At 70.2% G+C, this 23,934-nt stretch carries 24 protein-coding genes; 15 read left to right on the forward strand and 9 right to left on the reverse strand.

Going from position 1 to position 23,934, the window contains the following annotated elements:
• Positions 1 to 13: 13 nt before the first annotated feature.
• Complete coding sequence (locus GXW78_RS01455; RefSeq protein ID WP_211865429.1) at positions 14 to 412, reverse strand: hypothetical protein; 399 nt, start codon at positions 410 to 412, stop codon at positions 14 to 16.
• Positions 413 to 520: 108 nt separating this feature from the next.
• Between GXW78_RS01455 and GXW78_RS01460 the strand changes: the two genes are divergently transcribed.
• Together GXW78_RS01460 and GXW78_RS01465 are read left to right on the forward strand one after the other, a co-directional pair.
• On the forward strand, positions 521 to 1,306 hold the full coding sequence (locus tag GXW78_RS01460; RefSeq protein WP_211865430.1) for a helix-turn-helix domain-containing protein: 786 nt from the start codon (positions 521 to 523) through the stop codon (positions 1,304 to 1,306).
• 52 nt (positions 1,307 to 1,358) lie between these two features.
• The gene (locus tag GXW78_RS01465) at positions 1,359 to 2,315 is read left to right on the forward strand and encodes a lysophospholipid acyltransferase family protein (protein ID WP_246521766.1); all 957 of its coding nucleotides are present in this window, start codon (positions 1,359 to 1,361) and stop codon (positions 2,313 to 2,315) included.
• A gap of 363 nt (positions 2,316 to 2,678) precedes the next feature.
• Here the strand turns inward: GXW78_RS01465 and GXW78_RS01470 are convergent, their stop codons facing one another.
• The gene (locus GXW78_RS01470; RefSeq protein ID WP_211865431.1) at positions 2,679 to 3,218 is read right to left on the reverse strand and encodes a Yip1 family protein; all 540 of its coding nucleotides are present in this window, start codon (positions 3,216 to 3,218) and stop codon (positions 2,679 to 2,681) included.
• Positions 3,219 to 3,326: 108 nt separating this feature from the next.
• On the opposite strand from GXW78_RS01470, the gene GXW78_RS01475 reads away from it, so the two are divergent.
• From GXW78_RS01475 to GXW78_RS01490, 4 genes are read left to right on the forward strand one after another with little or no spacing between them, the layout of a single operon-like run.
• A complete protein-coding gene (locus GXW78_RS01475; protein WP_211865433.1) occupies positions 3,327 to 4,742 on the forward strand; it encodes an AmpG family muropeptide MFS transporter in 1,416 nt (471 codons plus the stop codon).
• Positions 4,739 to 5,083 (forward strand): DMT family protein, encoded by a 345-nt coding sequence (locus GXW78_RS01480; protein WP_338147659.1) that lies wholly within the window; start codon positions 4,739 to 4,741, stop codon positions 5,081 to 5,083. Before GXW78_RS01475 ends, GXW78_RS01480 begins: the two co-directional genes overlap by 4 nt.
• 18 nt (positions 5,084 to 5,101) lie before the next feature.
• Entirely contained in the window at positions 5,102 to 6,208 is a 1,107-nt protein-coding gene (gene ald / locus GXW78_RS01485; protein WP_211865435.1) for an alanine dehydrogenase, read from the forward strand.
• Positions 6,209 to 6,217: 9 nt separating this feature from the next.
• Positions 6,218 to 7,000: a 2-keto-4-pentenoate hydratase gene (locus GXW78_RS01490; protein WP_211865437.1), complete on the forward strand. Its 783-nt coding sequence runs from the start codon at positions 6,218 to 6,220 to the stop codon at positions 6,998 to 7,000.
• On the opposite strand, the gene GXW78_RS01495 is transcribed toward GXW78_RS01490, so the two are convergent.
• Both GXW78_RS01495 and GXW78_RS01500 read right to left on the reverse strand, forming a co-directional pair.
• Entirely contained in the window at positions 7,001 to 7,693 is a 693-nt protein-coding gene (locus GXW78_RS01495) for a 2-phosphosulfolactate phosphatase (protein WP_211865439.1), read from the reverse strand.
• A 62-nt stretch (positions 7,694 to 7,755) separates the two neighbouring features.
• Positions 7,756 to 8,619 carry an isocitrate lyase/PEP mutase family protein gene (locus tag GXW78_RS01500; RefSeq protein WP_211865441.1) on the reverse strand — a complete coding sequence of 288 codons (864 nt, stop codon included), beginning with the start codon at positions 8,617 to 8,619 and terminating at the stop codon, positions 7,756 to 7,758.
• 305 nt (positions 8,620 to 8,924) lie between these two features.
• On the opposite strand from GXW78_RS01500, the gene GXW78_RS01505 reads away from it, so the two are divergent.
• A complete protein-coding gene (locus GXW78_RS01505) occupies positions 8,925 to 9,878 on the forward strand; it encodes a tripartite tricarboxylate transporter substrate binding protein (protein WP_211865443.1) in 954 nt (317 codons plus the stop codon).
• Positions 9,879 to 9,921: 43 nt separating this feature from the next.
• On the opposite strand, the gene GXW78_RS01510 is transcribed toward GXW78_RS01505, so the two are convergent.
• On the reverse strand, positions 9,922 to 10,920 hold the full coding sequence (locus tag GXW78_RS01510) for a Bug family tripartite tricarboxylate transporter substrate binding protein (protein ID WP_211865445.1): 999 nt from the start codon (positions 10,918 to 10,920) through the stop codon (positions 9,922 to 9,924).
• A gap of 67 nt (positions 10,921 to 10,987) precedes the next feature.
• Positions 10,988 to 12,016, reverse strand: a complete 1,029-nt coding sequence (locus GXW78_RS01515) for a ketopantoate reductase family protein (RefSeq protein ID WP_338147660.1) — start codon at positions 12,014 to 12,016, stop codon at positions 10,988 to 10,990.
• A gap of 81 nt (positions 12,017 to 12,097) precedes the next feature.
• On the opposite strand from GXW78_RS01515, the gene accB reads away from it, so the two are divergent.
• The 7 genes from accB (at position 12,098) to GXW78_RS01550 (ending at position 18,011) form a co-directional block, all read left to right on the forward strand.
• Positions 12,098 to 12,694, forward strand: a complete 597-nt coding sequence (accB, locus tag GXW78_RS01520; RefSeq protein WP_246521767.1) for an acetyl-CoA carboxylase biotin carboxyl carrier protein — start codon at positions 12,098 to 12,100, stop codon at positions 12,692 to 12,694.
• Positions 12,691 to 14,067 (forward strand): acetyl-CoA carboxylase biotin carboxylase subunit, encoded by a 1,377-nt coding sequence (accC, locus tag GXW78_RS01525; RefSeq protein WP_211865447.1) that lies wholly within the window; start codon positions 12,691 to 12,693, stop codon positions 14,065 to 14,067. The genes accB and accC overlap by 4 nt, the downstream gene beginning before the upstream one ends.
• Positions 14,054 to 14,725 carry a 5-oxoprolinase subunit PxpB gene (pxpB, locus tag GXW78_RS01530; protein WP_211865449.1) on the forward strand — a complete coding sequence of 224 codons (672 nt, stop codon included), beginning with the start codon at positions 14,054 to 14,056 and terminating at the stop codon, positions 14,723 to 14,725. The genes accC and pxpB overlap by 14 nt, the downstream gene beginning before the upstream one ends.
• Positions 14,722 to 15,726 carry a 5-oxoprolinase subunit C family protein gene (locus GXW78_RS01535; RefSeq protein ID WP_211865451.1) on the forward strand — a complete coding sequence of 335 codons (1,005 nt, stop codon included), beginning with the start codon at positions 14,722 to 14,724 and terminating at the stop codon, positions 15,724 to 15,726. The genes pxpB and GXW78_RS01535 overlap by 4 nt, the downstream gene beginning before the upstream one ends.
• A complete protein-coding gene (locus GXW78_RS01540; RefSeq protein WP_211865452.1) occupies positions 15,723 to 16,133 on the forward strand; it encodes an acetyl-CoA carboxylase biotin carboxyl carrier protein in 411 nt (136 codons plus the stop codon). Before GXW78_RS01535 ends, GXW78_RS01540 begins: the two co-directional genes overlap by 4 nt.
• Positions 16,130 to 16,897 (forward strand): LamB/YcsF family protein, encoded by a 768-nt coding sequence (locus GXW78_RS01545; RefSeq protein ID WP_211865453.1) that lies wholly within the window; start codon positions 16,130 to 16,132, stop codon positions 16,895 to 16,897. The genes GXW78_RS01540 and GXW78_RS01545 overlap by 4 nt, the downstream gene beginning before the upstream one ends.
• Positions 16,898 to 17,027: 130 nt before the next feature.
• Positions 17,028 to 18,011: a tripartite tricarboxylate transporter substrate binding protein gene (locus tag GXW78_RS01550; RefSeq protein WP_211865454.1), complete on the forward strand. Its 984-nt coding sequence runs from the start codon at positions 17,028 to 17,030 to the stop codon at positions 18,009 to 18,011.
• A 10-nt stretch (positions 18,012 to 18,021) separates the two neighbouring features.
• Here the strand turns inward: GXW78_RS01550 and GXW78_RS01555 are convergent, their stop codons facing one another.
• The gene (locus tag GXW78_RS01555; RefSeq protein ID WP_211865455.1) at positions 18,022 to 18,813 is read right to left on the reverse strand and encodes an IclR family transcriptional regulator; all 792 of its coding nucleotides are present in this window, start codon (positions 18,811 to 18,813) and stop codon (positions 18,022 to 18,024) included.
• Between the two features lie 131 nt (positions 18,814 to 18,944).
• Here GXW78_RS01555 and GXW78_RS01560 point away from each other — a divergent pair, with 131 nt between their 5' ends.
• Positions 18,945 to 20,147, forward strand: coding sequence for a pyridoxal phosphate-dependent aminotransferase (locus GXW78_RS01560; RefSeq protein ID WP_211865456.1), 1,203 nt, complete (start codon positions 18,945 to 18,947; stop codon positions 20,145 to 20,147).
• 40 nt (positions 20,148 to 20,187) lie between these two features.
• Here the strand turns inward: GXW78_RS01560 and GXW78_RS01565 are convergent, their stop codons facing one another.
• Both GXW78_RS01565 and GXW78_RS01570 read right to left on the reverse strand, forming a co-directional pair.
• On the reverse strand, positions 20,188 to 21,837 hold the full coding sequence (locus GXW78_RS01565) for a hydantoinase B/oxoprolinase family protein (RefSeq protein WP_246521768.1): 1,650 nt from the start codon (positions 21,835 to 21,837) through the stop codon (positions 20,188 to 20,190).
• The gene (locus GXW78_RS01570) at positions 21,834 to 23,903 is read right to left on the reverse strand and encodes a hydantoinase/oxoprolinase family protein (protein WP_211865457.1); all 2,070 of its coding nucleotides are present in this window, start codon (positions 23,901 to 23,903) and stop codon (positions 21,834 to 21,836) included. Before GXW78_RS01570 ends, GXW78_RS01565 begins: the two co-directional genes overlap by 4 nt.
• Positions 23,904 to 23,934 lie beyond the last annotated feature (31 nt).

A 23,934-nucleotide genomic window follows, 5' to 3' on the forward strand; every position in this document is an offset into this window, starting at 1 on the left:
CGACAGTGGCCGTTCAAGCCGCCCGCGGCATTCGCCGCAAGGCGATGATGTAGAGCTCCGCGAACACGGCGACGACCACGGCCTGCACCGCCAACAAGGCGATTCCCCACCCGTTCGGCACCACCAAGCCCAGCAGTGGAAGCGCGGCGCATTCCACCGCCCACATCAGGTTGCCGGCCACCAGCAGCCACAGCATCGCTCGCGGCACGGCGTCGCGAACGGCGAGCCAGCCGAGCAGCGCCGCATAGGCGATCAGGAATGCCCCCGCGCCGCGTAGCAGCCCATGCGGCAGGGCGGTGAGCGCACTGATCGCTGCCGGCGCCGCGGCGAAGGCGAGGCCCATGGCGCCGCTCGCCACCGCATCGGCGGCCAAGGCCAGTCTTAGGAAGGGGGTCTGGGGAAGCATCGGCATCGGTCCGTCTCCTTCATGTCCGATGCCGTGCTGATCGCCGATCGGGCGCGGTGATGCGATTACCTGGGAGGTCATCGGAATGGCCCCTTGCACTGGTAGGCTGCGGGCATGACGACGATCGGACCCCTGCTGAAGGACTGGCGCCAGCGCCGGCGGATCAGCCAGCTCGACCTGGCGCTGGAGGCGGAGATCTCCCAGCGGCATCTCTCCTTCGTGGAATCAGGCCGTTCGCGGCCTAGCCGGGAGATGGTGCTGCGACTGGCCGAGCGGCTCGCCGTGCCGCTGCGGGCACGCAACGCGCTGCTGGTCGCGGCGGGGCATGCACCTGAGTATGCCGAGCGCGGCATCGCGGACCCGTCCCTCGCCCCGGCGATGGAGGCGGTGCGCATGATCCTGGACGGGCATGGGCCCTGGCCGGCTCTCGCGGTGGACCGGCACTGGAACCTGCTGGCGGCGAACCGGATGGCGATGCGGCTGATGGAAGGCGTCGATGCGTCGCTGCTCGGACCGCCGGTGAACGTGCTTCGGGCGAGCCTGCATCCCGGGGGGCTGGCGCCGCGCATCGCCAATCTGCGCGCTTGGAAGACGCATGTGATGGACCGGCTGAAGCGGGATGCCGACGCCTCGGCCGATGCGGGGCTCGAGGCGCTGCTGGCCGAGATCGCGCGCTATCCCGCCGGCGCCGGCGCCGCGCCGGATGCCGCTGACCGGGAACGCGCGATGATCGCCACGCCGTTGCGGCTGCGCGTACCGGGCGGGGAACTCGCCTTCATCAGCACCACGACGGTGTTCGGCACGGCGACGGATGTGACGCTTGCCGAGATCACGCTGGAAACCTTCTTTCCCGCTGACGGCGAGACGGCGGCGGCGCTGAGGGCCATGGCCGCGGCCTGATCGATCCCGTGACGGATTCATCCGGTTGCCGCGAAGGCTTCATTGCCCCGCCATGATGGGCACGCTACCTGGGGCGCTTATGGACGCTGTCGCCCGCGCACCCCAGGACGCCCTCAAGCCCCGCCGGCTGCTGCGGCGGTCGCCATTGAACTTCCAGCCGTGGATCCCGGGTGCCGCCTGGGCCGACGTGATGGAGCCGCGACCATTGGGCGGCCGCTTCCGCGCGGTGCGGCGGATCGTGACTGCCTTCCTGTGGACACTGATCGCCGTGCCGATCCAGGTGGTGCTTATCCGCCTTTCCTCGCGTGGCGCCATGTCCTTCGCGTGCACCTACCACCGGGTGCTCTGCTGGCTGATCGGGCTGAAGGTGCAGGTGATCGGGCGGCCTTCTGCGTCGCCCTCCGTCCTGTACGTGTCGAACCATTCCTCCTGGCTCGACATCCTGGTGCTGGGCGCCGTGCTGCGCGCGGCCTTCGTTTCGAAGGCCGAGGTCGGGCAATGGCCGGTCGCCGGCACTGTCGCGCGGCTGGGCCGAACCATCTTCGTCAGCCGCAAGCGCAGCGGCACCGGCAAGGAAGCTGAGGAAATACAGCAGCGCCTCGCCGCCGGGGACAGCGTCATCCTGTTCCCGGAAGGGACGTCCAACGACGGGACGCGGGTGCTGCCGTTCCGGTCCTCCTTCCTGACGGTGGCGCAGGGCGCGAAGCAGGTGCAGCCGGTCTCGCTGGTGTACGACCGGCTGGGCGGGCTGCCGGCCTGCCGGCGCGACCGGCCGTTCTTCGCCTGGTATGGAGACATGGATCTGGCGACGCATTTCTGGCGCATCGCCCGGCGGTCGGGTGCGCGGGCGACCGTGCTGTTGCACGACCCCGCCGACCCGGCCGACTTCCCGGACCGCAAGGCGCTGACGGCGGCGGCCAGCGAGGTGGTGGCCGAAGGCGCATCCCTGCTGCGGCAGAACCGGCCGGTTGCGCCGCTGCCACTCCGGGCACCGCAGGAGCGCGGCTAAGCGCGGGTCTTTTCCGGGGCAGCGAGACTTCGTCCGCGGCCGTGACCGGAAAGAGGCCTCGCCGCTCTCCCAGCCTGATCCCCGCAAAGGCCTGTGCAGACCCTCGCCCGGTGACGGGTAAGCCGGTCTGCCTGAATGCGGCGTTAACGGCGTGCGCTGCGCCGACGATGGCTTCTGGTGATGCGCCCCTGAGCACCCCGCGCCCACCTGTCCGCCCGGCGCGAGATCGAGGTTTCCAATGGCCCTTCGGCCTTCGGTGGGGAGAGTCCGAGAGGGGCGGCGCCCCTCTAGGTCCATCGCATAGTTGGAGAGAGACTGAAGGGCGGGCGGCCTCGGCGCCGAGAACCGCCGCCTCCGCAGCTGCTAGATGAAGATCCCCGTCAGCAGTCGCACCGCGAGGTTCACCACGATTGCCACCGCAATAACCGCCAGGGTGAAGGTCAGTGCCTTTTCCTGCGGCACGCGCATCACGATCGGCACGCCAAGATACAGGGTGTAGAGCGCGTAGATCGCGCCGACCAACGCCACGAGGCCACCGAGGATCGGGATGATGATCGCCGCTCCGGCGACCCATGCCGCGGTGGGGGCGAAGGCCGCGAGTTTCAGGGCCGCGTCAGCATCCGCCGGGCCACCGAATTTCGGTGCAAGGATCTCGACGATCTTCGCCGTCACGATCACGCCCACCAGCGACAGGATGTAGCCGACGATGGCTGAGGCAATGGCCGTGAAGAACAGCCCGAAGAACATCAGCAGCAGCATGCCGGCAATGGCGGGGAGCGCGGCCAGAATCATCACGTAGCGGGTGAACAGCGGCACGAACTCGACCGGTTCCCGCTGGATGGTGCGCCATTCCTGCGCCGGCGCCAGGATCATTCCCCTCACGCGCGCGATCAGTTCGTTCATGCCGCCCCCTGCTGCGGATCATTGTCCGCGGGATACTGCGCAGGGCCGCCGCGCCGGGGCAAGCCTGACGCGCTGGTCCTGTGATGTGGGTTCTGCCAGCCTGCCGCCATGCCCGATTCGGTCTTCTCGCGCTGGCGGGACCGGCGCCTGCCGGTGATGCTGGCTCTCGGTTTCGCGGCTGGCGTGCCCCTGCCGCTGGTGGCAGGCCAAGTGCTGCGGCAATGGTTCACCGAAAGCGGGCTCAGCCTCGGCGCAATCGGTATGACGGCGCTGATCGGCCTTGCCTATGCCAACAAGTTCCTCTGGTCCCCCGCGCTCGACGCGCTGCGCCCGCCGGCCTTCGGGGCGCTGGGGCGCCGTCGCGGCTGGCTCCTCTGCCTGCAATGCGCGCTGATCGCGGCCATCGCCGGCATCGCCATGACGGACCCGGCGGCGGGGGCGACGGGGACGGTCATCCTCGCCGTCATCGTCGCCTTCCTCTCGGCGAGCCAGGACATCGTCATCGACGCCTATCGCATCGAGGTTCTCGGCGAGGATGACGAACGCCAGGCCTGGGGCCTCGCCGCCTATGTCTGGGGATACCGGTTGGCGCTGCTGGCGAGCGGCGCGGGAACCCTGCTGCTGGTGCAGCACATCGGCTGGAGCGGTGCGTTCCTGTATGGCGCGGCGCTGCTGGGGGTCGGCCTCGTCGCCACCGCGCTGGCACCAGACGCGCCACGCCCGGCCGGCGAGGCCTATGACGGGCCGGCCTTCGATTCCCGCCCCGCGCGGACCTATCTCCGCGACCGGCCGTGGATGGTGCAGATCCTTGCCATCATGCCGTGGATGGCACCGGTCGCCGTGGCGATGTTGCCGCCCCATGTGCGGCGGCCGCTGGTGGCGCAGCCCGGCTGGCACCTGGACCGTTCGGTCGTGCAGCCCTTCGCCGACATCACGCGCCGGCCCTACTGGCTGTGGATCCTGCTGTTCATCGCCCTGTTCAAGCTCGGCGAGGCGCTGGCCGGCGTGATGGTCACGCCGTTCTACCGTTCGCTCGGCTTCACGCGGGAGGATGTGGCGACGGTCGCGACGGTCTTCGGCATGATCGCGACATTGGCCGGCGCGCTGGCAGGGAGCTGGCTGGTCGGGCGGATCGGCGTGCGCAAGGCGCTGATCTGGACCGGGTTGTGGCAGATGCTGTCGAACCTGATGTATGTCGCCCTGGACCAGACCGGCCATTCGATGCCGATGCTGTGGGCGCAGGTCGGCGTCGAGAGCTTCACCGACGGGCTCGCCGATGCTGCGTTCCTGACCTGGCTGTCGGCGCTGACCTCGCGGTCCTTCACCGCGACGCAATACGCGCTGCTGTCCTCCCTGGCGGCGGTGCCGCTGCGGACGCTCGGCGCCGGTGCCGGCTTCCTGGCCGAGGCTCTGGGCTGGACGCCCTTTTTCCTGCTGACGACGGCGGCCGCGCTGCCGGCGCTCGGCATCATGCTGTTCCTGCTGACGCGCCTGCCGCCGCCCGAGGAAGGACCTTCCGCGTGACCGCCTGGATTGCGACGCCCGTCCTGCTGCTGTTCTCCAACATCCTGATGACCTTCGCCTGGTACGGGCACCTGAAGGCGCCATCCTGGCCGCTGTGGCTGGCCGTGGTGGTGTCCTGGGGCATCGCCTTCTTCGAATACTGCCTGGCCGTGCCGGCCAACCGCATCGGCTACGGCACCTTCACCGGCCAGCAGCTCAAGGTGATGCAGGAGGTGATCACGCTCGCGGTCTTCGCGGTGTTCAGCGTCGCGTTCCTGGGGGAGACGCTGCGCTGGAACTTCCTCGCAGCCGGGGCGTGCCTTGTGGCCGCGGTCGTGTTCATCTTCCTGCCGGTGGACTGATCCGCCGGGAGGATAACCATGCGCGTCGGTGTTCCGAAGGAAGTGAAGATCCACGAGTACCGCGTGGGCCTGGTGCCTGGATCGGTGCGCGAACTGGCGTTGCATGGCCATGAGGTTCTGGTCGAGACCCAGGCCGGCGCGGCGATCGGCTTCCCCGACGATGCCTACCGCGCCGCCGGCGCCCGCATCGCGCCGGACGCCGCGGCCGTCTTCGCCGAGGCCGAACTTATCGTGAAGGTGAAGGAGCCGCAGCCCGCCGAATGGGCGCGGCTACGGCCGGACCAGGTCCTGTTCACCTATCTGCACCTCGCCCCCGACCCGGCGCAGACCAAGGGGCTGATGGAATCCGGCGCGACCGCCATTGCCTATGAGACGGTGACGGATGCGCAGGGCGGCCTGCCGCTGCTCGCGCCGATGAGCGAGGTGGCCGGCCGCATGGCCGTTCAGGTCGGGGCGCGTTGCCTTGAGAAGGAGGCAGGCGGAGCCGGCATCCTGCTGTCCGGCGTGCCGGGTGTACCGCCGGGGCGCGTGGTGGTGATCGGCGGCGGCGTGGTCGGGTCGAACGCCGCGCGGATCGCAAATGGCATGCGTGCCAACGTCACCGTGCTCGACCGCAATCCGCGCGTGCTGCAGGCGCTGGACGTCGAGTTCAACGGGCTGGTCGATACGGTCTTCGCGACGCGGGATGCGGTGGAGCGCGCCGTCCTGGATGCGGATCTCGTCATCGGTGCGGTGCTGGTGCCCGGCGCGGCGGCGCCAAGGCTCGTCAGCCGGGACACGGTGGCGCGGATGCGGCCCGGCAGTGTGATGGTCGATGTCGCCATCGACCAGGGCGGCTGCTTCGAGACGTCCCGCCCCACAACCCATGCCGACCCGACCTATGTCGTGGACGGCGTCGTGCATTACTGCGTGACGAACATGCCGGGCGCGGTCGCGCGCACCAGCGCGGTCGCGCTGAACAACGCGACGCTGCCCTTCGCGCTGCAGATCGCCGAGAAGGGCTGGCAGCGTGCGGCGGCGGAGAACCCGCATCTCGCCGCCGGTGTGAATGTCCAGGGCGGCGGGGTCACGCATCCGGCGGTGGCGCAGGCATTGGGCCTGCCACTGCTGGGCCTGCCGGCGTAGGGGTTCGGCATGAGCGACAACAGGGGCGAGGCCCTCGCCGACATGTTGGCCGCAGGGCGGCGGGATGCCCGACAGCTCGGCCGGCTCGCGCCGGACCTCGTGCCGGCAACCGTCGAGGAGGGCTACACGATCAATGGCCTCGTGGCACAGCGCCTCGGCTGGGAGACGCTCGGCTGGAAGATCGCCGGCACCACGCCCGCGATGCGTGAAAAGCTGCGCGTGACCGAGCCGATCTATGGGCGCACCTATCGTCGTTTCGGCACACGGTCACCGGCGCGTTTCGCGCATGCCGCGCTGCTGGACCCGCTGGTGGAATGCGAGTTCTTCGTCACCCTCGCGCGCGATTTGCCGCCCCGCGACACCGCGTGGACGATGACGGAGATCGTCAATGCCGTGGCCAGCGTCCATGCAGGGATCGAGATTGCGGAATGTCGCTTCCCAATGGGCCAGTTGCCGCCGCTGCCGGCGGTCCTCGCCGATGGCAGTGCCTCCGGCCGCTACGTATTTGGCGGCGAGATCAGCGATTGGCGCGGCCGCATCGCCGCCATGCCGGTGGTGCTGGAGGTGGATGGCGCGCCGCGGCGCCATGGCAGCGGCGCGGATGTGATGGGCGATCCGCTCGCGCCGCTACTGTGGCTTGCGAATGAACGCCGTCGCTGGGGCGACGGGCTGCGCGCAGGGGAGATGATCAGCACCGGATCGACCACCGGCATGTTTCCGGTCAGGCTGGGCCAGGTCGTGCGCGCGCTGTTCGGTGATGTCGCTGAGGTGCGCATCGACTTCGAACCTTGATCAGGCAGGCCGTTCCATCCGGGCGACGGGCCGGCCGTCCTCGAGGCTGACGCGCACCGCGAAGTCGTAGCGGTCGACGTCGAGCGCGATGTCGAGGTCGCGCGGATGCCCGTGCCCGCTCGTGGGATCAAGGAAACGCGCCGCTTCCCCGCCCGCCAGGATAGCGCGGCGCACGGCGTCCGGATCGCCGTTGCGGCCTTCGAGCAGGTTGCGCAGATGGAGGGCGCAGAGTTCGTCCTCGTCCGTACGCTCGACGCCCTCGTGGCCCATGGCGACCAGCGTGATCTGCGCGGCGCCGCAGCCGCGCAGCGCACGTGCCGTGGCGGTCGCGGTGACCAGCGACGCAGCGTAGAGCGCCTCCGCCCCGCGCGCCGTGACGATCCCTTGCGTACCGGCGCTCGTCCGCTGCGCGACAGCCATGCCGCTGAAGTCGCGGGTGGCCACCTCGAAAGGCGAGTTGCCGAAATCGAAGCCGGGTGGGGCGACGCCCCCGACCTCGCCCATGCAGGCCTGGACGATGCCGCGGTCGCGCAACGACAGGGCTTCGTGGACACTGCCGACCATGATGATGCGCGTCGCGCCCTTCGCCAGCACCACGGCTGCCATGGTGAAGGCGCGGAACACGTCAATGACGGCAACGCCACCCGACGCCCGGCCTGCCCCGCCGAGTAGGCTCTCGACAACGATCTTCATCGGTGGCTCTCCGCGGGGTGCGCGGGCGGCCGGCCTGGAGGCCCGCCGCCCACTATGGCCGGTCAGGCCGGCAGGACGAAGGGCTTCGCCGCCGCTTCGTACTCGGCATAGCCGAGGGTCTTGCGGAACTCCGCCGGCGGCAGCGCGCCCTCGGCCAGCGACTTCCCGGCCTTCAGCGCGGCGAGCCCGGCCTTCATCCCCGCCATGGCCGGCGACAGCGTGCCGGTCGGGAAGGTGCCGATCTTCAGGCCGAGCTCGGCGGCGCGCGCCTGGGTCGGCGTCTCGCGGTCCGCACCCGGGGAGAGCACGGCGAAATGCGGCTTGCCCTTGGAGGCGGCGACGGCGCGCTTCACCTCGTCCTCATCCTTCGGGCTGTCGAGGAACAGGATGTCGGCGCCTTCCTCGACATACATCTCGATGCGCGCCAGGGCTTCCTCGATGCCGGCGGACGGGCGGCAATCGGTGCGGGCCATCACCAGAATGCCGCTGTCCTTCGCCGCTTCCACGGCGGCGCGGATCTTCATCCGCATCTCCTCGCGCGGCAGGCCGGGCTTGCCGGAGGAGGTCAGCGCGCGCGGCGTGATCTTGTCCTCGATCAGCACGGCGGCGGCGCCGGCGCGGCCATAGGCGCGCACGGTGCGCTGCACGTTCATCGCATTGCCGTAGCCGTGGTCGCCATCGGCCAGGATCAGCAGGTCCGGCGCGGCGCCACGGGCCATCTCCAGGCTGTTCAGCATCTCGGCGAAGGAGATGAGGTCGAGGTCCGGGCCGCCGAGGCGGCTGGCCGCGACGCAGGAACCGGAGAGGAAGGCCGTCTGGAAGCCGGCGTCATGCGTCAGCTTCGCGGTCAGGCCGTCCCAGATGGCCGGCATCGTGACGAAATCCGGCTTGGCCAGCAGGGCACGCATTCTGTCGGGCGGGGTCATGCGGAGTTCCTTCCCAAGGAGTGGTCGCAAGGATTGTCAGCCGTCACGGCGATGCCGCGGCGGAGAACTGCTCATCCGGCCGGGCGCGCGCGTCAACTCCCCCTGCTCGCGATGCTTGGCCGACCACGGCCGGGGCGTGCGACGGAGCGGAAGGTTACGGCTTGACACGACGCGACAGGACTCGGAAGTTTCATCATACAGAATAGAATTTCATTGAACGAAACGTCAAGACATGGGCGCGGGAGCGCCCCACGGCCCCACCAGTCCGACCGCTGCGGCGGCCAGCCGTGCATCAAGGAGACCCCATGTTCCGACGCCTGCTTCTCAGCCTGCCCGCCGCCCTCGCGGCACCGCGCCTCGCGACCGCGCAGGGCGCTTATCCCGATCGGCCGATCACCATCCTGCTCGGGCTCGCGCCGGGTGGGTCGGGCGACGCGACCATGCGCCACATCGCGCGCGCCGCGTCGGAGGAACTTGGCGTGCCGGTGGTGGTCGAGAACCGGCCGGGCGGCGCGCAGACCATCGCGACGACGCGCGCGGCACGGAGCCGGCCCGATGGCTACACGCTGCTGCAGACGACCATCGCGCCGTTCGGGACCGTGCCGGCGTCGCAGCCCGTGCAGTACAATATCGAGACCGACTTCACCTACCTCGGCCAGTACACGACCATCCTGCACCCGAACTACGTGCTGACCGGCAGCCCGTTCCAGAACTGGCAGCAGGTGATCGACTACGCCAAGGCGAATCCCGGCAAGCTGCGCTGGGCCGCGGCGACGCCGCTGTCCGGCCCGCACATCGCCAACGCCGCCGCCTTCCAGCATCTGGGGCTCGAGACGATCTTCGTGCCCTTCAACGGCGGGTCGGAGGCGGTGACCGCGCTGCTCGGCGGGCATATCGACCTCGTCGTGTCGTCCGACTACGCGCCGCTGCTGGCCGCGGGGCAGGTGCGGCTGCTGTCCGAGATCGGCGCGGATCGGGCGCCGGGCATGGAAGCCATCCCCTGCTACGGGGAACTCGGCTACCCGCTGCCGCTACGCAGCGCGTTCGGTCTCGCCGGACCGGCGAACCTGCCCCCCGCCGTGGTCGAGGCCTGGAGCCGGGTGCTGCGCAAGATCGATGCCTCGCCGGAGTGGAAGGCGCTGCTCCAGCGCTACATGGCGCTGCCGTCGCTGAAGCTTGGTGACGAGTTCCGCACGGACGTCATCACCACCTATCAGCGCCTCGGCCGCATCGTGCCGAGCCTTCGCATCGAGCGGTGATGCGTGGCGCGCGGCGGCGCTGAGGCGCCGCCGCGCTGCCCGTTCAGCCGGCGCGGGCGCCGGAGGCGCGGACCAGCTCGGCCCAGGTCGGGCGCTCACGGTCCAGGCGCTCGCGCATCTGGGCCGGTGTGCTGGAGATCGGGCGCGCAGCCAGCGCGACGAAGCGCGACTGCACCTCCGGCATGGCCACGATGGTCGCGAGGGCGGCGGCGATGCGGTCCTGGATCGCCGTCGGCGTGCCGGCCGGCGCGACGAAGCCGCCCCAGGAGGTCAGCGACAGCCCCGTGAGCCCCGCCTCCGCGAAGGTGGGCACCTCGGGCAGCAGCGGCGAGCGCTCCGATCCCGTCACGGCGAGGGCACGCAGCGCCCCCTGCTGGATCGACGGCAGGGTGTTGGTCAACACATCGAGCGTGAACTGCACGTCGCCGCGCAGCAGGGCGGTGAGCGATTCCGATCCGCCGCGATAGGGCACATGCGTGAGCGTGAGCCCGTATTGCCGGCCGAGGAATTCCGACAGCAGGTGCGAGGTCGAGCCGACGCCGCCCGTGCCGTAGGCGACGCCATTCGGCTGCGCCTTCGCCCAGTCGATGAACGCGCGCGCGGTGGTCGCCGGCACATGCGCGGTGGGCACCGTCAGGGCGTTGGGCAGTTCCCAGTTCATCGACACATAGGCGAGGTCGCGCTGCGTGTCGTAGGGCATGCGCTCATAAAGGTACTCGTTGACCGCCCATTGCGTGACGTTGGCGACGCCGAGCGTGTAGCCGTCCGGCGCGCTGCGGGCGACCTGCTCCATGCCGATATTGCCGCTGGCGCCGGGGCGGTTCTCGACGACGGTCGGCTGGCCGAGGGCGGCGCCGAGGCGCTCGGCCAGAATGCGCGCCATGACATCGGTCGATCCGCCGGGCGCCAGCGGCACGATGATGCGGATCGGCCGGTTCGGCCAGGCTTGCGCCATGGCTGGCCGGGCGAGGGCCAGCGCGGGCAGGCCGATCGCGGCCTGAAGCAGCCGCCGACGGTCGGCGTTGCGCAGTTGATGGGTCATATCTGTCCTCCGGGTTGGTGCGGCTGGTGCCGTGTGCGGATTCCGCCGTTCTTCTTGGTCTTGGTGGTCAGTCGAGCAGGCCACGCGCCCGGGCGGCCTGGCTGGCCAGGTCCACCACCAGGTCGAGCGTCGGGGTCGGCACGTTGAACAGGCGCGCGAGTTCGAGCGGGACGCGGAACAGCGCGTCCACCTCGACCGGCCGGCCGAGTTCCATGTCCTGCAGGATCGAAGGCTTGTGCTGCATGCCCTTCGCCGAGGCGATGCGCGCATCCATGTCGATGTCGAGCGGGCGGCCGAGCGTCGCCTCGGCGATCGCCATCGCTTCCTCGGTCATGCGGGTGCCTGCGAGCACCACGGCCTCGCTGCGGAAGGTGTCGGCGCAGCCGAGGCCGGAGAGCATGCAGAGCGGACCGCTCGACAGGTTGATCGCGAGCTTCATCCAGATCTCGCGGCGGATCTCGGCGCTAATCGGCGCATGCATGCCGCCCGCCTGGAGCGCGGCGCTGACGCGCGCGAGGCTCTCCGGCGTCCCGCCATCCGGCCGGCCGAGCACGATGCGATGGCGGCTGTCCGCGACATGGACAATTCCGGGCTCGGTGACGGTGCAGGAGGAATAGACGACGCCGGCCGAAGCGCGATCGACGCCGACCGTCGCGCGCACCGCACCGCCGGGATCGAGCGTCGGCAGCGGATGGCCTTCGAGCTTCCCGCCGTGATGGTCGAAATACCACCAGGGCACGCCGTTCATCGCGAAGATGACGGCCGTGTCCGGGCGGAGCAGCGGCGCGATGCCGGCGGCGACGGCCGGCAGGGCGGGCGCCTTGACCGTGATGATCACCGCATCCTGCGGGCCGAGCTCTGCCGGATCGGCGCTGGCGACGGGCTGCGACCGGAGGACGCCCTCCGGCGTCTCGACGGTCAGGCCACGCGATTGCAGGGCGGCGAGTTGCGGGCCGCGGGCCACCAGCGAGACGTCGCTGCCGCCCGCCGCCAGGCGAGCTGCCAGATGCCCGCCGATGGCACCGGCGCCGTAGATGCAGACCTTCACCGAGCAAATCCCCCAGTAGCGGGCGCCGGCGCCGCGGAGCCCGGGCACGGCGGAGTGTTTCGAATGATGGAATTACATTCCGACTGACGGAATTCCGTCAAGCCGCGGCTCGGCGTATGCAGCGAGTGAATGGAGCAGCCTTTCCACTACCACCGCGCGCCCGTGAAAATTTCGTTGAACGGGATGGCGTTTCGAGTAACGGTATGGCCGACACGCGTTGCGGCCCGCCCGCACCGCGACCGGCCGCGCGCCCGCGCTTCCCGAGGACACCTGATGGATCTGGCGAAGATCAAAGCCCTCATCGACCTGGTTTCGCGATCCCAGGTCACCGAACTCGAACTGACGGAGGGCGACTCCACGCTCAGGCTGGGCCGCTCGTCGGCCGCCGGGCCAGCGCGGCCGATCGCGGCCAGCGCGGCGACGGCGCCTGCACCGGCCGCGCCTGTCGCCCCCGCCGCTGAGGTCGCGCCGCAGCCCGCGTCGCCGGAGGAGGCGGCGGTCCGCTCGCCGTCCTTCGGCGTCTTTCACCGCACCCCGGCGCCGGACGCCCCGCCCTTCGTGACGGTGGGTGCCACGGTGGAGGCCGGCCAGACGCTCTGCCTGATCGAGGCGATGAAGGTGTTCACCGCCATTGCCGCCCCGCACGGCGGCACGGTCGAGGCGATCCTTGCCGAATCCGGCGAGGAGGTGGAGGCGGGCCAGCCGCTGTTCCGGCTGCGAGCATGACGCGGTTCGACACGGTCCTCGTCGCCAATCGCGGCGAGATCGCCCTGCGCATCATCCGCGCCTGCCGTGGGGCCGGGCTGCGCAGCGCCGCGGCGTATTCGGCGGGTGATCGCGGCGCGCCCTGGCTCGACGCAGCGGATGACGCGATCTGCATCGGCGGCGCGCCGTCGCGCGACAGCTATCTCAACATTCCCGCGCTGCTGCTGGCGGCCGAGACCGTCGGTGCTGGTGCGGTGCACCCGGGCTACGGCTTCCTCAGCGAGAATGCGGCCTTCGCGGAAGCCGTTGAGCAGGCGGGCCTCGTCTTCATCGGCCCGACGCCGGCCTCCATCCGGACCATGGGCGACAAGATCGCCGCCAAGCGCGCGATGATCGAGGCCGGCGTGCCCTGCGTGCCCGGCCCCGACGAACCGCTGCCCGACGATGCGGAAACCATCGCGCGCATCGCCGCGGAGATCGGCTATCCGGTCATCGTCAAGGCGGTCGGCGGCGGCGGCGGACGCGGCATGCGCGTCGTTGCCTCGGCCGAGGCGCTGGCGGAGGCGGTCGCCATCACGCGCAGCGAGGCCGGCCGCGCCTTCGGCCGCAGCGACCTCTACATGGAGAAATTTCTCCAGACGCCACGCCATGTCGAGATCCAGGTGCTGTGCGACACGCATGGCAACGCAATCTGGCTTGGCGAGCGCGACTGCTCCATGCAGCGTCGCCACCAGAAGGTGGTCGAGGAAGCCCCGGCGCCGGGCATCGCGCCGGATGTGCTGCGCGACGTCGGCGAGCGTTGCGTCGAGGCCTGCCGCCGCATCGGATATCGCGGCGCTGGCACCTTCGAGTTCCTCTACGAGGACGGCGCCTTCTACTTCATCGAGATGAACACCCGCGTGCAGGTCGAGCATCCGGTCACGGAGATGGTCACCGGCATCGACATCGTGCGCGAGCAGATCCGCATTGCGCAGGGCGAGGTGCTGACCGTAGCGCAGGCCGATGTCGCGTCGCGCGGGTACGCCATCGAATGCCGCATCAATGCGGAGGACCCCTTCACCTTCGTGCCGTCGCCCGGCCGCATCACCGCGCTGTCACTTCCCGGCGGGCCGGGGCTGCGGGTCGATACGCATATCCGCGCCGGATACACCGTGCCGTCGCATTATGATTCGCTGATCGCGAAGGTCATCGCCCATGGCGCGACGCGGGAGCAGGCGATTGCGCGCATGACGTCCGCGCTCGCCGAGTTGCGGATCGAGGGCATCGCCACCAACGCACCGCTCTGCACCGCCATCATGCAGGAAGAGGGCTTCCGCGCGGGCGGGGCCGATATTCATCACCTGGAACACTGGCTCGCTGCGCGTGCGGCGGAGGGCAGCGATGCTGGTCGATAACCAACTGACGCAGCCTCGCGTCAGCATGCTGGGCACCACCCACCTGCTGTTCGAAGCGCCAGGCGATTTCGACCTGACGAACCAGCGCCGCATCTGGACGCTGACGCGCGTCGTCTCCGCCTGGCCGGGTGTGCGGGAAGCCGCGCCCTGCATGACCAACGTCATGCTGACCTTCGACACGCCCCCGGAAGACCCGGACCGGATCGAGGAACAGCTCGTCGCCGCCTGGAATGTCGCGGAGCCCGACCAGACCGAAGGCCGCGTGGTCGATGTGCCGGTGATCTATGGCGGCGAATACGGCCCTGACCTGCATGAGATCGCGGCGCATGCGAAGCTGCCGCCGGAAGAGGTGGTGCGGCTGCACACCGAAAGCCGGATGATCGTCTTCGCCGTCGGCAGCCATCCCGGCAACGTCTATCTCGGTGGGCTGGACCCGCGCATCGCCATGCCGCGGCGCAAGGTGCCGCGCATTCGCGCCGAGGCCGGCACCGTGTCCATCGGCGGGTTCCAGGGCGGCATGGGCGGTACGGTGGGGCCGAGCGGGTGGAACTGGCTCGGCCGCACGACGCTTCCCGTATTCGATCCGCACCAGGACCCGCCGGCGCTGCTCGCGCCCGGCGACATCGTGCGCTTCCGTGCCGAACGGGTGATCCTGTGATCGAGGTTGTCGACATCGCGCCGCTTGCGTCGGTGCAGGATCTCGGGCGCGCGCCGTATCTGCGGTATGGCGTGAGCTATTCCGGCGTGATGGATCGGCTCGCGCTGCTGGCCGGCAACGTGATGCTGGGCAATGCGGATGATCTCGCCGGCGTCGAGATGCAGGCCTTCCCCTGCCGGTTCCGGTTTCGCGAGGCGACCGATTTCGCCGTGACCGGCGCCGGCTGCACCGTCACCCTCGACGACGCGCCGGTGCTGCCCTGGTGGGCGGGCCGTGCGGAGGCCGGGCAGGTGCTGACCATCGCCGCCCCACGCCGCGGCGCGCGCGCCTACCTGGCCGTCGCGGGCGGCATCGACGTGCCGGTGATCCTCAATTCCCGCAGCACGCAGTTCCGTGGCGCCTTCGGCGGGCATGAGGGACGCTGGTTGCAGGCAGGCGACGTGCTGCCGGTCGGCACGACGGAGGGGACGCTCGCCGCCCCTGGCTTCGGCGCCCAGCCGCCGGATGCCGCGTTGCCGGCCGACTTCGCGCCGGACGATCTGCAGCCGAACACCACCGCCGTCCGCGTGCTGACTGCGGGCGAGTACGAGCTGTTCACCGAGGAATCACAACAGCGCTTCTGGGCAACCGGCTGGAAGATCTCCGGCCAGAGCAACCGCGCCGGCTTCCGTCTGCTCGGCCAGCCGCTCGACTTCGCGAAGCGGCTCGAGATGCGGTCCCACGGCATCGTGCCCGGCATCGTGCAGGTGCCGCCCTCCGGCGAGCCGATCATCCAGATGAGCGATGCCCACACCGCGGGCGGCTATCCCAAGATCGCGACGGTGATCGAGCCGGATCTCTGGCGGCTGGCCCAGGCGCCGCTCGGCAGCCGCCTGCGCTTCGTGCCGGTGGCCTATAAGGATGCGCTCGTGGCGGTGCGGCAGGCGGAGGCGTGGGTCGCCTCCCTGCGCCGCCTGTCGGGACAGTACCGATCGCTCTGCGCTACGGGACGACGGCCATGAAGGCGGATGAGGTGCGGCAGATCGCCGCCTGGCTCGAAGCCGCGGGCCTCGACAGCTTCGAACTGACGACGCCGACGGCTCGGTTGCGCCTGGTGCTGGGCGGCGTGGTCGCGCCAGTAGCGGAAGCATCGCGGCCGGAAGCGCTGCCGGCCGTGCCGAGCCTTGCCGCGCGCGGCACGGGCATCTTCCTGGACGCCCATCCCTGGAGCGACGCGCCGTTGGTGCGGCCGGGGCAGCGCGTGCGGGCGGGCGACATCGTCGCGCTGCTGCGCACCCGCGCGCTGATCCAGCCCGTGACCGCGGCCGAGGACGGCATCGTCGGCGCACAACTGGTCGCGCCGGGCACGATGGTCGGCTTCGGCACGCCGCTGATGGAATTCACCCCCGAGACGAGGAGCACGCCATGAAGATCGACCTGAATTCCGACATGGCCGAGGGCTTCGGCGCCTATCGCATGGCCGAGGATGAGACGCTGCTCGACATCGTCTCCTCCGCAAACCTTGCGTGCGGCTTCCATGCCGGCGATGCGGTCATCATGGACCGCACGGTTCGCATGGCGAAGGAGCGCGGCGTCGCGGTCGGCGCGCATATCGGCTTCCCCGACATCATGGGTTTCGGGCGGCGGCTGATGCAGGTCGATCCGAAGGAGATGGAGAAGTACGCGATCTACCAGCTCGGCGCGCTGGACGGCATCTGCCGCGCCGCCGGCGCGAAGATGGCGCATGCAAGCTTCCACGGCGCGCTCGGCAACCTGATCGCCGTCGATCAGCCGATGGCGGATGCCATGGCGCGCGCGGTGCGGGCCTTCGACAAGACGCTGTTCGTCTCCTCCGCCCCCGGCACCGCGATCGCGCGGGCGGCGGAGGCGGAAGGGCTGCGCGTCTTCACCAAGTTCCTCGCCGACCGCGCCTATGACGCGAAGGGGCTGCTGGTGTCGCGCAAGCTGCCGGGGTCGATGGTGAAGGATGCGGATGCGGTGCGCGAACGCGTGGCGCGGCTGCTGACCGATGGCACCGTCGTCGCCATCACCGGCGAGGTGCTGCGGATGAAGGTCGATTCCATCCTGATCCACAGCGACACCGCGGGCGCCGTGGAACTGGCCCGCACCATCCGCGCTGCGATCGAAGCGGCGGGCGGCACCATCGCGCCCTTCCCGCAGACGCTGGGCTGAGACTTGGGGAGGCGGGGCGCATCGCCCCGTCGCCGCACGGCACGCGAAGGCGGCACGACAGAAAGCCGTCCCGCGCAGGTAGTGGTCGAGGCGACCCGCAGCGGCGCCCGGCAATCTTCAGGAGATGGCTATGATGAGACGTATGTTCTGCGCCGCTGCGGCGCTGCTGGGCCTGTCCGCCGCGCTTCCCGCAGCGGCCCAGGCGCCTTTCCCCGAGCCCGGTCGCCCCGTGACCGTCATCGTTCCCTACCCGCCTGGCGGCGGCAGCGACGTGACCGCCCGCGCGCTGGCGCCGGAGCTCGAGCGCGCCCTCGGCGTGCCCATCGTGGTCGTGAACCGGCCGGGTGCGAGCTCGCAGATCGGCATGGCGGAACTCGCCCGCGCGCGGCCGGATGGCTACACCGTCGCCTACGGCCTGTGGCCGTCGACCTTCACGCTGTATCTGGACCCGTCGCGGCGGGCGCCGTTCAACCGCGACAGCTTCGTGCCGCTGGCGCTCCACGTGATCGACCCGGGCACGATCATGGTCGCGGCCAACAGCCCGATCCGCACCTTCGCCGACCTCGTCGCCGCGGCCCGCGCGCGGCCGGGGGTGGTGTCGATGGCCGACCCGGGAATCCTCGGCTGGGAGCATATCTCCACCATCCAGCTGCAGAAGGCGCTGGGCATCGAGTTCAACCAAGTGCATTTCCCCGGCACCGCGCCGGCGCTGACGAACCTGATCGGCGGCCAGGTCGACGTGACGATGACCTCCAACAGCACGGCGGTGACGCAGAGCCGCGCCGGGCTGGTGCGGGTGCTGGCGGTGCTGTCGCCGCAGCCGAACGAGTTCCTGCCGGATGTCCCGACGCTGGCCTCGCTCGGTACGCCGCTCTCGGCGGGCTCGGCGCGCGGCTTCGTCGCGCCGGCGGGCACGCCGGAGCCGGTCGTCCGGCGCCTGGCGCAGGCGTTGGAGACTGCGATCACGAGCCCGGCGCATCGCGAGCAACTCCGCCGCCTTGGCCTCGATATCACCTTCATGGGGCCGGCGGAGTTCGCGGCCTACTGGACGCGCGAGGAGAATGCGATGCGCCCGGTGGTCGAGGAGATCGTCCGCCAGGGCAACAACAACTGAGGCGAAAGGCTCAGCGCGTCCCGTTCTTCGCGGTCTGGGACGCGCGCCGCTCCTTGCGGGGCGCCGTGCTGCGCGTGGGTGGCATCTCGGCGCGGTAGCCGAGGCTCGCGGAGAAGGCTTCCGCCTGGACCGCGAGCTTCGGTGCGTGTTGGCGCGCGATCTCCGCGGTCAGTCGGAAGGCCGGGCCCGAGACGGTCATCGAGCCGACGATGTCGCCCTCCGCATCGAAGACGGGCGCGCTCAGCGACGCGGTTTGCGGATCGGTCACGCCCGAGGTGAAGATCGGCCGGAACGGGGTGCCGGCCTCGCCGACCCAGTTTCCTTCGAGGCCGCGTAGCACCAACCCCGCCGAGGTGTCGTCGAGCGCCAGCGGCAGCAGGCGACGAGGGGCGTCGCGGACGCTCTGCTCGGCCTCTGCGCGGGCGAGGCAGATGCGCGCCTCGCCGTCGCGGATGAAGAGTGACGCGCTCTCGCGGCATTCCGCGGCGAGTTTCTCGAGGAAGGGCTGTGCTTCGCGATCCAGGCGCTGTGACGCGCGCAGGATCGCCGACAGCTTCAGGATGTTGGCGCCGAGGCGGAACTCGCCGCCGATCGACCGCGCCAGCATGCCGGCCGCCTGGAGCGAGACGGCGAGGCGCAGGATGGTGGTCTTGTGCAGGCCCGTTCGGTTGGCGAGCTCGGCGAGCGACAGCCCGTCATCGCCCCATCGGAAGGCATCGAGGAGATCGATGGCACGGTCCACGGCAATGACGCCGCCGGCCGTCTCGGCGCGGACTCCTGGGGTGTCGCGGGCGTCTGTCATTGTAGCAGTGCCGGTAACATGCGCACCACGGCGGGAAAAGGGGGGCTTGACGTCGTAATTTCATTGTTCGAAATCTAGTGCCGTCTGGCGGCACGATCCGTGGCGCCTCCCTATATCCGGAAGTGCCGCCGATGCCTGATCTCGCCGATCGTCTCGACAACGTCGAAGTCTCGGCCAGTGCGGCGATGACCGCCATGGCGCGCGACCTGCGTGCGCGCGGTGTGCCGGTGATCAGCCTGTCCCAGGGCGAGCCCGACTTCCAGACGCCGGACCATGTCGTCGAGGCCGCGCACGCCGCGGCGAAGGCGGGCGACACGAAGTACCCGCCGACCGAGGGCACCAAGGCGCTCAAGGCCGCCATCGCGCGCAAGTTCAAGCGCGACAACGGGCTCGACTACGCGGCCGAGGAGATCCTCGTCGCCAATGGCGGCAAGCAAATCATCTTCGACGCGCTGATGGCGACGGTGAATCCCGGCGACGAGGTGGTGATCCCGCGTCCGTCCTGGATCAGCTACGCCGACATGGCGAAGTTCGCCGGCGGCGTGCCGGTCGGCGTGGCCTGCCCGCAGAACAACGGCTTCAAGATGCGCGCGGCCGATCTCGACGCCGCCATCACGCCGCGCACCAAGTGGCTGATCCTGAACTTCCCGAGCAACCCGACCGGCGCGGCCTGTTCGCGCGCTGAGATGCGGGAGATCGCGGACGTCATGCTGAAGCACCCGCATGTCTGGATCCTGACGGACGACATGTATGAGCACCTGATTTACGACGGCTTCGAATTCGCCACCATCGCCGAGGTCGAGCCGCGCCTGCGCGACCGCGTGCTGACGATGAACGGTGCGTCCAAGGCCTATGCCATGACCGGCTGGCGCATCGGCTATTGCGGAGGCCCCGCGCGGCTGATCAAGGCCATGGCGAATGTGCAGGGCCAGTCCACCAGCGGCGTGTCCACCGTTGGTCAGGCGGCAACGATCGCGGCGCTGGACGGCCCGCAGGAGCTGTTGGCCGAGCGTGCCGCCGTGTATCGCGAGCGCCGCGACCTGGTGGTGGACATGCTGAACGAGGCGCCGGGCATTTCGTGCCACAAGCCGGAAGGCGCCTTCTACGTGTTCCCGAATGTCGCGGGCTGCCTCGGCAAGACCAGCAAGGGCGGGCGGAAGATCGAGACCGACGTCGACTTCGTCACCGCTCTGCTGGCGGAGAAGCAGGTCGCGGCGGTGCAGGGTTCGGCCTATGGCATGAGCCCGTATTTCCGTGTGTCCTACGCGACCGACACGGCGAGCCTGCGCGAAGCCTGCGGCCGCATCCAAGAATTCTGCCGCGAGCTCGCCTGACCGGGGCAGCCGCCATGGTATTGCGCCGTGGCGGCATCCATCAGGCTTCGACGCCGTAGTCCCGTCGTGCTGCGCCCGCGGTGACGAGGCCGCGACGAACGTCATCCCGCACGTGACCGGCATCGCGGCCGCGGGGATCGCCATATCCGCCCCCCCCAGGCGTCTCGACCACCAGGCTGTCGCCGGCCGGGATCGGTTGGCGCCCGGCGGCGCGGAATGGCTTGCCGGAAGCGAGCCGCACCACGCCCGGCGCACCATCTTTCCCGCCCTGCCGCCCGCGCGCGGGCGTCGAGACGCGCTGGAATGAGGCGCCGACCTCGATCGCGGCGCCATCGCGGGGGGCAACCTCGATGATCTGGCCGAGGCCGCCGCGCCAGGTGCCTGGACCACCGGAATCCGGCCGCAGCGCCCGCTGGCGATAGAGCACCGGCGCCGCGCGCTCGCTGACCTCGACCGGGATGGCCTGCACGCCGCTGGGATAGGCGGTGGCGGCGAGGCCATCCTGTGCCGGCCGCGCGCCGCCGCCGCCACTGTGGAAGCATAGGATGTTGAAGGGCCGCGGACCGTCGCTGCGCGCCAGGCGCAGGTTCCACAGCGTGCCGCTGTGTTCGGCTGGCACACGGTCAGGTGCGGCTGCGGCCAGACATCCCAGGGCGAGATCGGCCATCATGTGCCCGAGGATGTGACGCGACGCGACCGGTGCGGGGAAGGTGGCGTTGAGGATCGAGCCTTCCGGCGCTGAGATTCGCACCGCATCCAGGGACGCCGCGTTGTTCGGGATGTCCGGCCCGACGATGCAGCGCACGCCGAAGGCAGCGTAGGCCTCAGTGTAGCAGAAGGGCACGTTCACGCCGCGCAGGTGCGGGGTCAGCTCGCCCCCGAGGTCGAGCGAGATGGCACCGTCCTTCACCGTCATGGTCGCAGTGACCTCAATGGGCTCTCCGATGAGATCCACGCGCATCGCCGTCTCAAAGCGACCCTCGGGCAGGCCCGCGATGGCGGCGCGCATGCCGGCGGCGGAGCGTTCGAAGATGAAGGCCGACAACGTGTCGATGTCGTGAAGGCCGAACTCGTCGCACATGCGCAGCAGGGCGCGGCAGCCGCCCTCGTTGCCAGCGACCAGGGCAAACAGCTCGCCCATCAACTGGTCGGGGAAGCGGACATTGGCGCGCAGGATCTGTTCGACATGCGCATCCGTCCGTCCCTGCCGCCGGAAGCGCAGCACGGGGATGCGGATGCCCTCATGGAACACGTCGCGCCCGTCGAAACCGATGCCCTGGCCGCCGACATCGACGATATGCGTGGTGCTGGCGAAGAAGGCGATCAGCCGCCCATTCCGGAAGACCGGCGTGACGACGCAGAAATCGTTGAGATGCCCGGTCCCGATCCAGGGATCGTTGGAGATGACAACATCGCCTTCCGCCCAATCCGCGGCCGGGATCACAGCGAGGAAATGCCCGACCGAGCGCGCCATCGCATTCACATGCCCTGGCGTGCCGGTGACCGCCTGCGCGATCATCAGCCCATCCGGCGTGAAGATACCGGCCGAGAGATCCCCGGCGTCGCGGGTGACCGGGCTGAAGGAGGTCCGGATCAGCGTCTGCGCCTGCTCCTCAACCACGCTGAGCAGGCGGTTCCACATCACCTGCATGGCGATGGCCTGGCGCGCATTCAGCGTCATGCCGGTCATGCCGCGTCTCCTTCACTGCGGAGGATGATGAAGCCTTCGGCATCGCAGCGCGCCGCCATGCCGGCAGGGATGACAAGGGTCGTGTGGTCCTCGACCAGCAGGGCCGGACCGCGCAGTTCGCCGTCCGCGGGCATGGCGCTGCGCTCGGCGAGGCGCGCTGGGCGGGCGGCCTCGGCATCGAGGTCGTAGAGCCGCACCTCCTCGATCGGCGCCGGCGTCGCTGCCTGCGACGGCGCTGCAAGCACGTCCGTCGGCTCGGCGCGCAGCGTGACCGTCAGGCTCCAGGCGGCGATCTCGATCGGCACGCCCTTCGGGAGGAGGCCAAGGCGGCGCTCATACTCGCTCTCGAAGGCCGCGGTCAGCCGGGCCGGCAGCGTCTCGGCGGGATCGGGCTCGAGTGGCAGGGTGACCTCGGTGCCCTGGCCGGTGTAGCGCAGGTCGAGCGTCCAGGTTTCTTCCGCCGCGCCGACATCGCCGAGGCCGGCGAGCATCGCCTGAGCCTCGCGACGCATCGCATCGCGGATCGTGGCGACCTCGGCCGGCGGAAGGCTCGCCAACGGCGCGAAGGCGCTGCGCTTCACGGTGAAGGCGGCAGGCGCGACGAGGAAGCCGATCGCGGAGCCGACGCCTGCGTTGGGCGGCAACACGATCTCCGCGATGCCGAGGCGTTTCGCCACGCTCGCGGCATGCAATCCGGCCGCGCCGCCGAAGGCGAGCAGCGTCCAGCCTGCCAGGTCGCAGCCCTTCTCGGCCGCATAGGTGCGGGCGGCGGCCGCCATGGCTTCCTCGACGATCTCCGCGACAGCAGCGGCGGAGGCCTCGACCCCGAGACCGAGTCCATCCAGCGTGCTGCGCATCGCCTGCGCCGCGGTCGTGCGGTCCAGCGCCATGCGGCCGCCGGCGAAGCGTGCCGGCGTTATCCGGCCCAGCAGCAGGTTCGCATCGGTGACTGTGGGCCGGTCGCCGCCCCGCCCATAGCAGGCTGGGCCGGGATCGGCGCCGGCGCTGTCGGGGCCGACCAGCAGCCGGCCCGCGCCATCGACGCGCGCGATGGAACCGCCACCGGCACCGATCTCGACCAGTTCCACGACCGGGATGCGCAGCGGCAGGCCGCTGCCCTTCTTGAAGCGGTAGATGCGGTCGGCCTCGAAGCTACTTTCCTGGGTGGGGCGGCCGTTCTCGATCAGGCAGATCTTCGCCGTCGTGCCCCCCATGTCGAAGGCGACCAGACGATCGCGCTTCAGCCGCCGCGCAACGGCGGCGGCGAGCATCGCGCCGCCGGCCGGGCCGCTCTCGATTAGGCGCACCGGCAGATGCGATGCGGTGTCCACCGAGGCGAGCGCACCCTCCGACATCATCACCAGCACCGGCGCAGTGATGCCGAGGCCGCGCAGCCCATCCTGCATCCGCGCGAGATAGGTCGCGACCAGAGGCTGGACATAGGCGTTCGCGCAGGTGGTCGAACAGCGTTCATACTCGCCGATCAGCGGCGAGACCCGGCAGGACAGCGAAACCGGCACGCCGGGCAGGAGCCGCGCCAGCGCCGCGGCGAATGCCTCCTCATGCGCTGGGTTGGCATAGCTGTGCAGGAGGCAGACGGCGACGGAGGCTGCCCCGCTGTCGCGCAGCAGCGCGGCGACGCGCGCTATCTCGGCGTCCGTCAGCGGCTCAATCACGCCGCCATCGGCGTCGATGCGCTCGCGCAGCCCGAAGCGGCGTTCGCGCGGCACCAGCGGCGACGGCTTCTCAAGATAGACGTTGTACTGGTCGAAGCGATGCTCGCGACCGATCTCGGGCGTATCGGTGAAGCCTTCAGTCATGACCAGCGCGGTGCGTGCACCCTTGCGTTCGATGACGGCGTTGGTGGCGAGGGTCGTGCCGTGCAGGAACAGTCCGATCTCGGCGGGCTTCACCCCGGTCCCGGCGAGCAGGTCGCGCAGCCCGCTCAGCACGCCCTGTTCCGGTGCGGCGGGCGTGGTGAGCACCTTGCCGGTCACCAGCGTGCCGCCGGCATCGAGCGCAAGGTCGGTGAAGGTTCCGCCGATGTCGGTGGCGATGCGGATCATGCGATGTCTGCGCCTCCTGGCTGCGCAGGGC

It is taken from the genome of Neoroseomonas terrae, assembly GCF_018129025.1.
In the GTDB taxonomy this organism is placed as follows: Bacteria; Pseudomonadota; Alphaproteobacteria; order Acetobacterales; family Acetobacteraceae; genus Neoroseomonas; species Neoroseomonas terrae.

Excerpts from the sequence above, each read along its gene's own strand:
- GXW78_RS01510 (WP_211865445.1), bottom strand. The coding sequence starts at position 10,920 with ATGACCCATCAACTGCGCAACGCCGACCGTCGGCGGCTGCTTCAGGCC.
- GXW78_RS01565 (WP_246521768.1), bottom strand. The coding sequence starts at position 21,837 with ATGACCGGCATGACGCTGAATGCGCGCCAGGCCATCGCCATGCAGGTG.
- GXW78_RS01540 (WP_211865452.1), top strand. The coding sequence starts at position 15,723 with ATGAAGGCGGATGAGGTGCGGCAGATCGCCGCCTGGCTCGAAGCCGCG.
- GXW78_RS01470 (WP_211865431.1), bottom strand. The coding sequence starts at position 3,218 with ATGAACGAACTGATCGCGCGCGTGAGGGGAATGATCCTGGCGCCGGCG.
- GXW78_RS01475 (WP_211865433.1), top strand. The coding sequence starts at position 3,327 with ATGCCCGATTCGGTCTTCTCGCGCTGGCGGGACCGGCGCCTGCCGGTG.
- pxpB (WP_211865449.1), top strand. The coding sequence starts at position 14,054 with ATGCTGGTCGATAACCAACTGACGCAGCCTCGCGTCAGCATGCTGGGC.
- accB (WP_246521767.1), top strand. The coding sequence starts at position 12,098 with ATGGAGCAGCCTTTCCACTACCACCGCGCGCCCGTGAAAATTTCGTTG.
- GXW78_RS01570 (WP_211865457.1), bottom strand. The coding sequence starts at position 23,903 with ATGATCCGCATCGCCACCGACATCGGCGGAACCTTCACCGACCTTGCG.
- GXW78_RS01555 (WP_211865455.1), bottom strand. The coding sequence starts at position 18,813 with ATGACAGACGCCCGCGACACCCCAGGAGTCCGCGCCGAGACGGCCGGC.
- GXW78_RS01550 (WP_211865454.1), top strand. The coding sequence starts at position 17,028 with ATGATGAGACGTATGTTCTGCGCCGCTGCGGCGCTGCTGGGCCTGTCC.
- GXW78_RS01460 (WP_211865430.1), top strand. The coding sequence starts at position 521 with ATGACGACGATCGGACCCCTGCTGAAGGACTGGCGCCAGCGCCGGCGG.
- GXW78_RS01505 (WP_211865443.1), top strand. The coding sequence starts at position 8,925 with ATGTTCCGACGCCTGCTTCTCAGCCTGCCCGCCGCCCTCGCGGCACCG.
- GXW78_RS01455 (WP_211865429.1), bottom strand. The coding sequence starts at position 412 with ATGCCGATGCTTCCCCAGACCCCCTTCCTAAGACTGGCCTTGGCCGCC.
- GXW78_RS01560 (WP_211865456.1), top strand. The coding sequence starts at position 18,945 with ATGCCTGATCTCGCCGATCGTCTCGACAACGTCGAAGTCTCGGCCAGT.
- accC (WP_211865447.1), top strand. The coding sequence starts at position 12,691 with ATGACGCGGTTCGACACGGTCCTCGTCGCCAATCGCGGCGAGATCGCC.
- GXW78_RS01500 (WP_211865441.1), bottom strand. The coding sequence starts at position 8,619 with ATGACCCCGCCCGACAGAATGCGTGCCCTGCTGGCCAAGCCGGATTTC.
- ald (WP_211865435.1), top strand. The coding sequence starts at position 5,102 with ATGCGCGTCGGTGTTCCGAAGGAAGTGAAGATCCACGAGTACCGCGTG.
- GXW78_RS01490 (WP_211865437.1), top strand. The coding sequence starts at position 6,218 with ATGAGCGACAACAGGGGCGAGGCCCTCGCCGACATGTTGGCCGCAGGG.
- GXW78_RS01545 (WP_211865453.1), top strand. The coding sequence starts at position 16,130 with ATGAAGATCGACCTGAATTCCGACATGGCCGAGGGCTTCGGCGCCTAT.
- GXW78_RS01465 (WP_246521766.1), top strand. The coding sequence starts at position 1,359 with ATGATGGGCACGCTACCTGGGGCGCTTATGGACGCTGTCGCCCGCGCA.
- GXW78_RS01495 (WP_211865439.1), bottom strand. The coding sequence starts at position 7,693 with ATGAAGATCGTTGTCGAGAGCCTACTCGGCGGGGCAGGCCGGGCGTCG.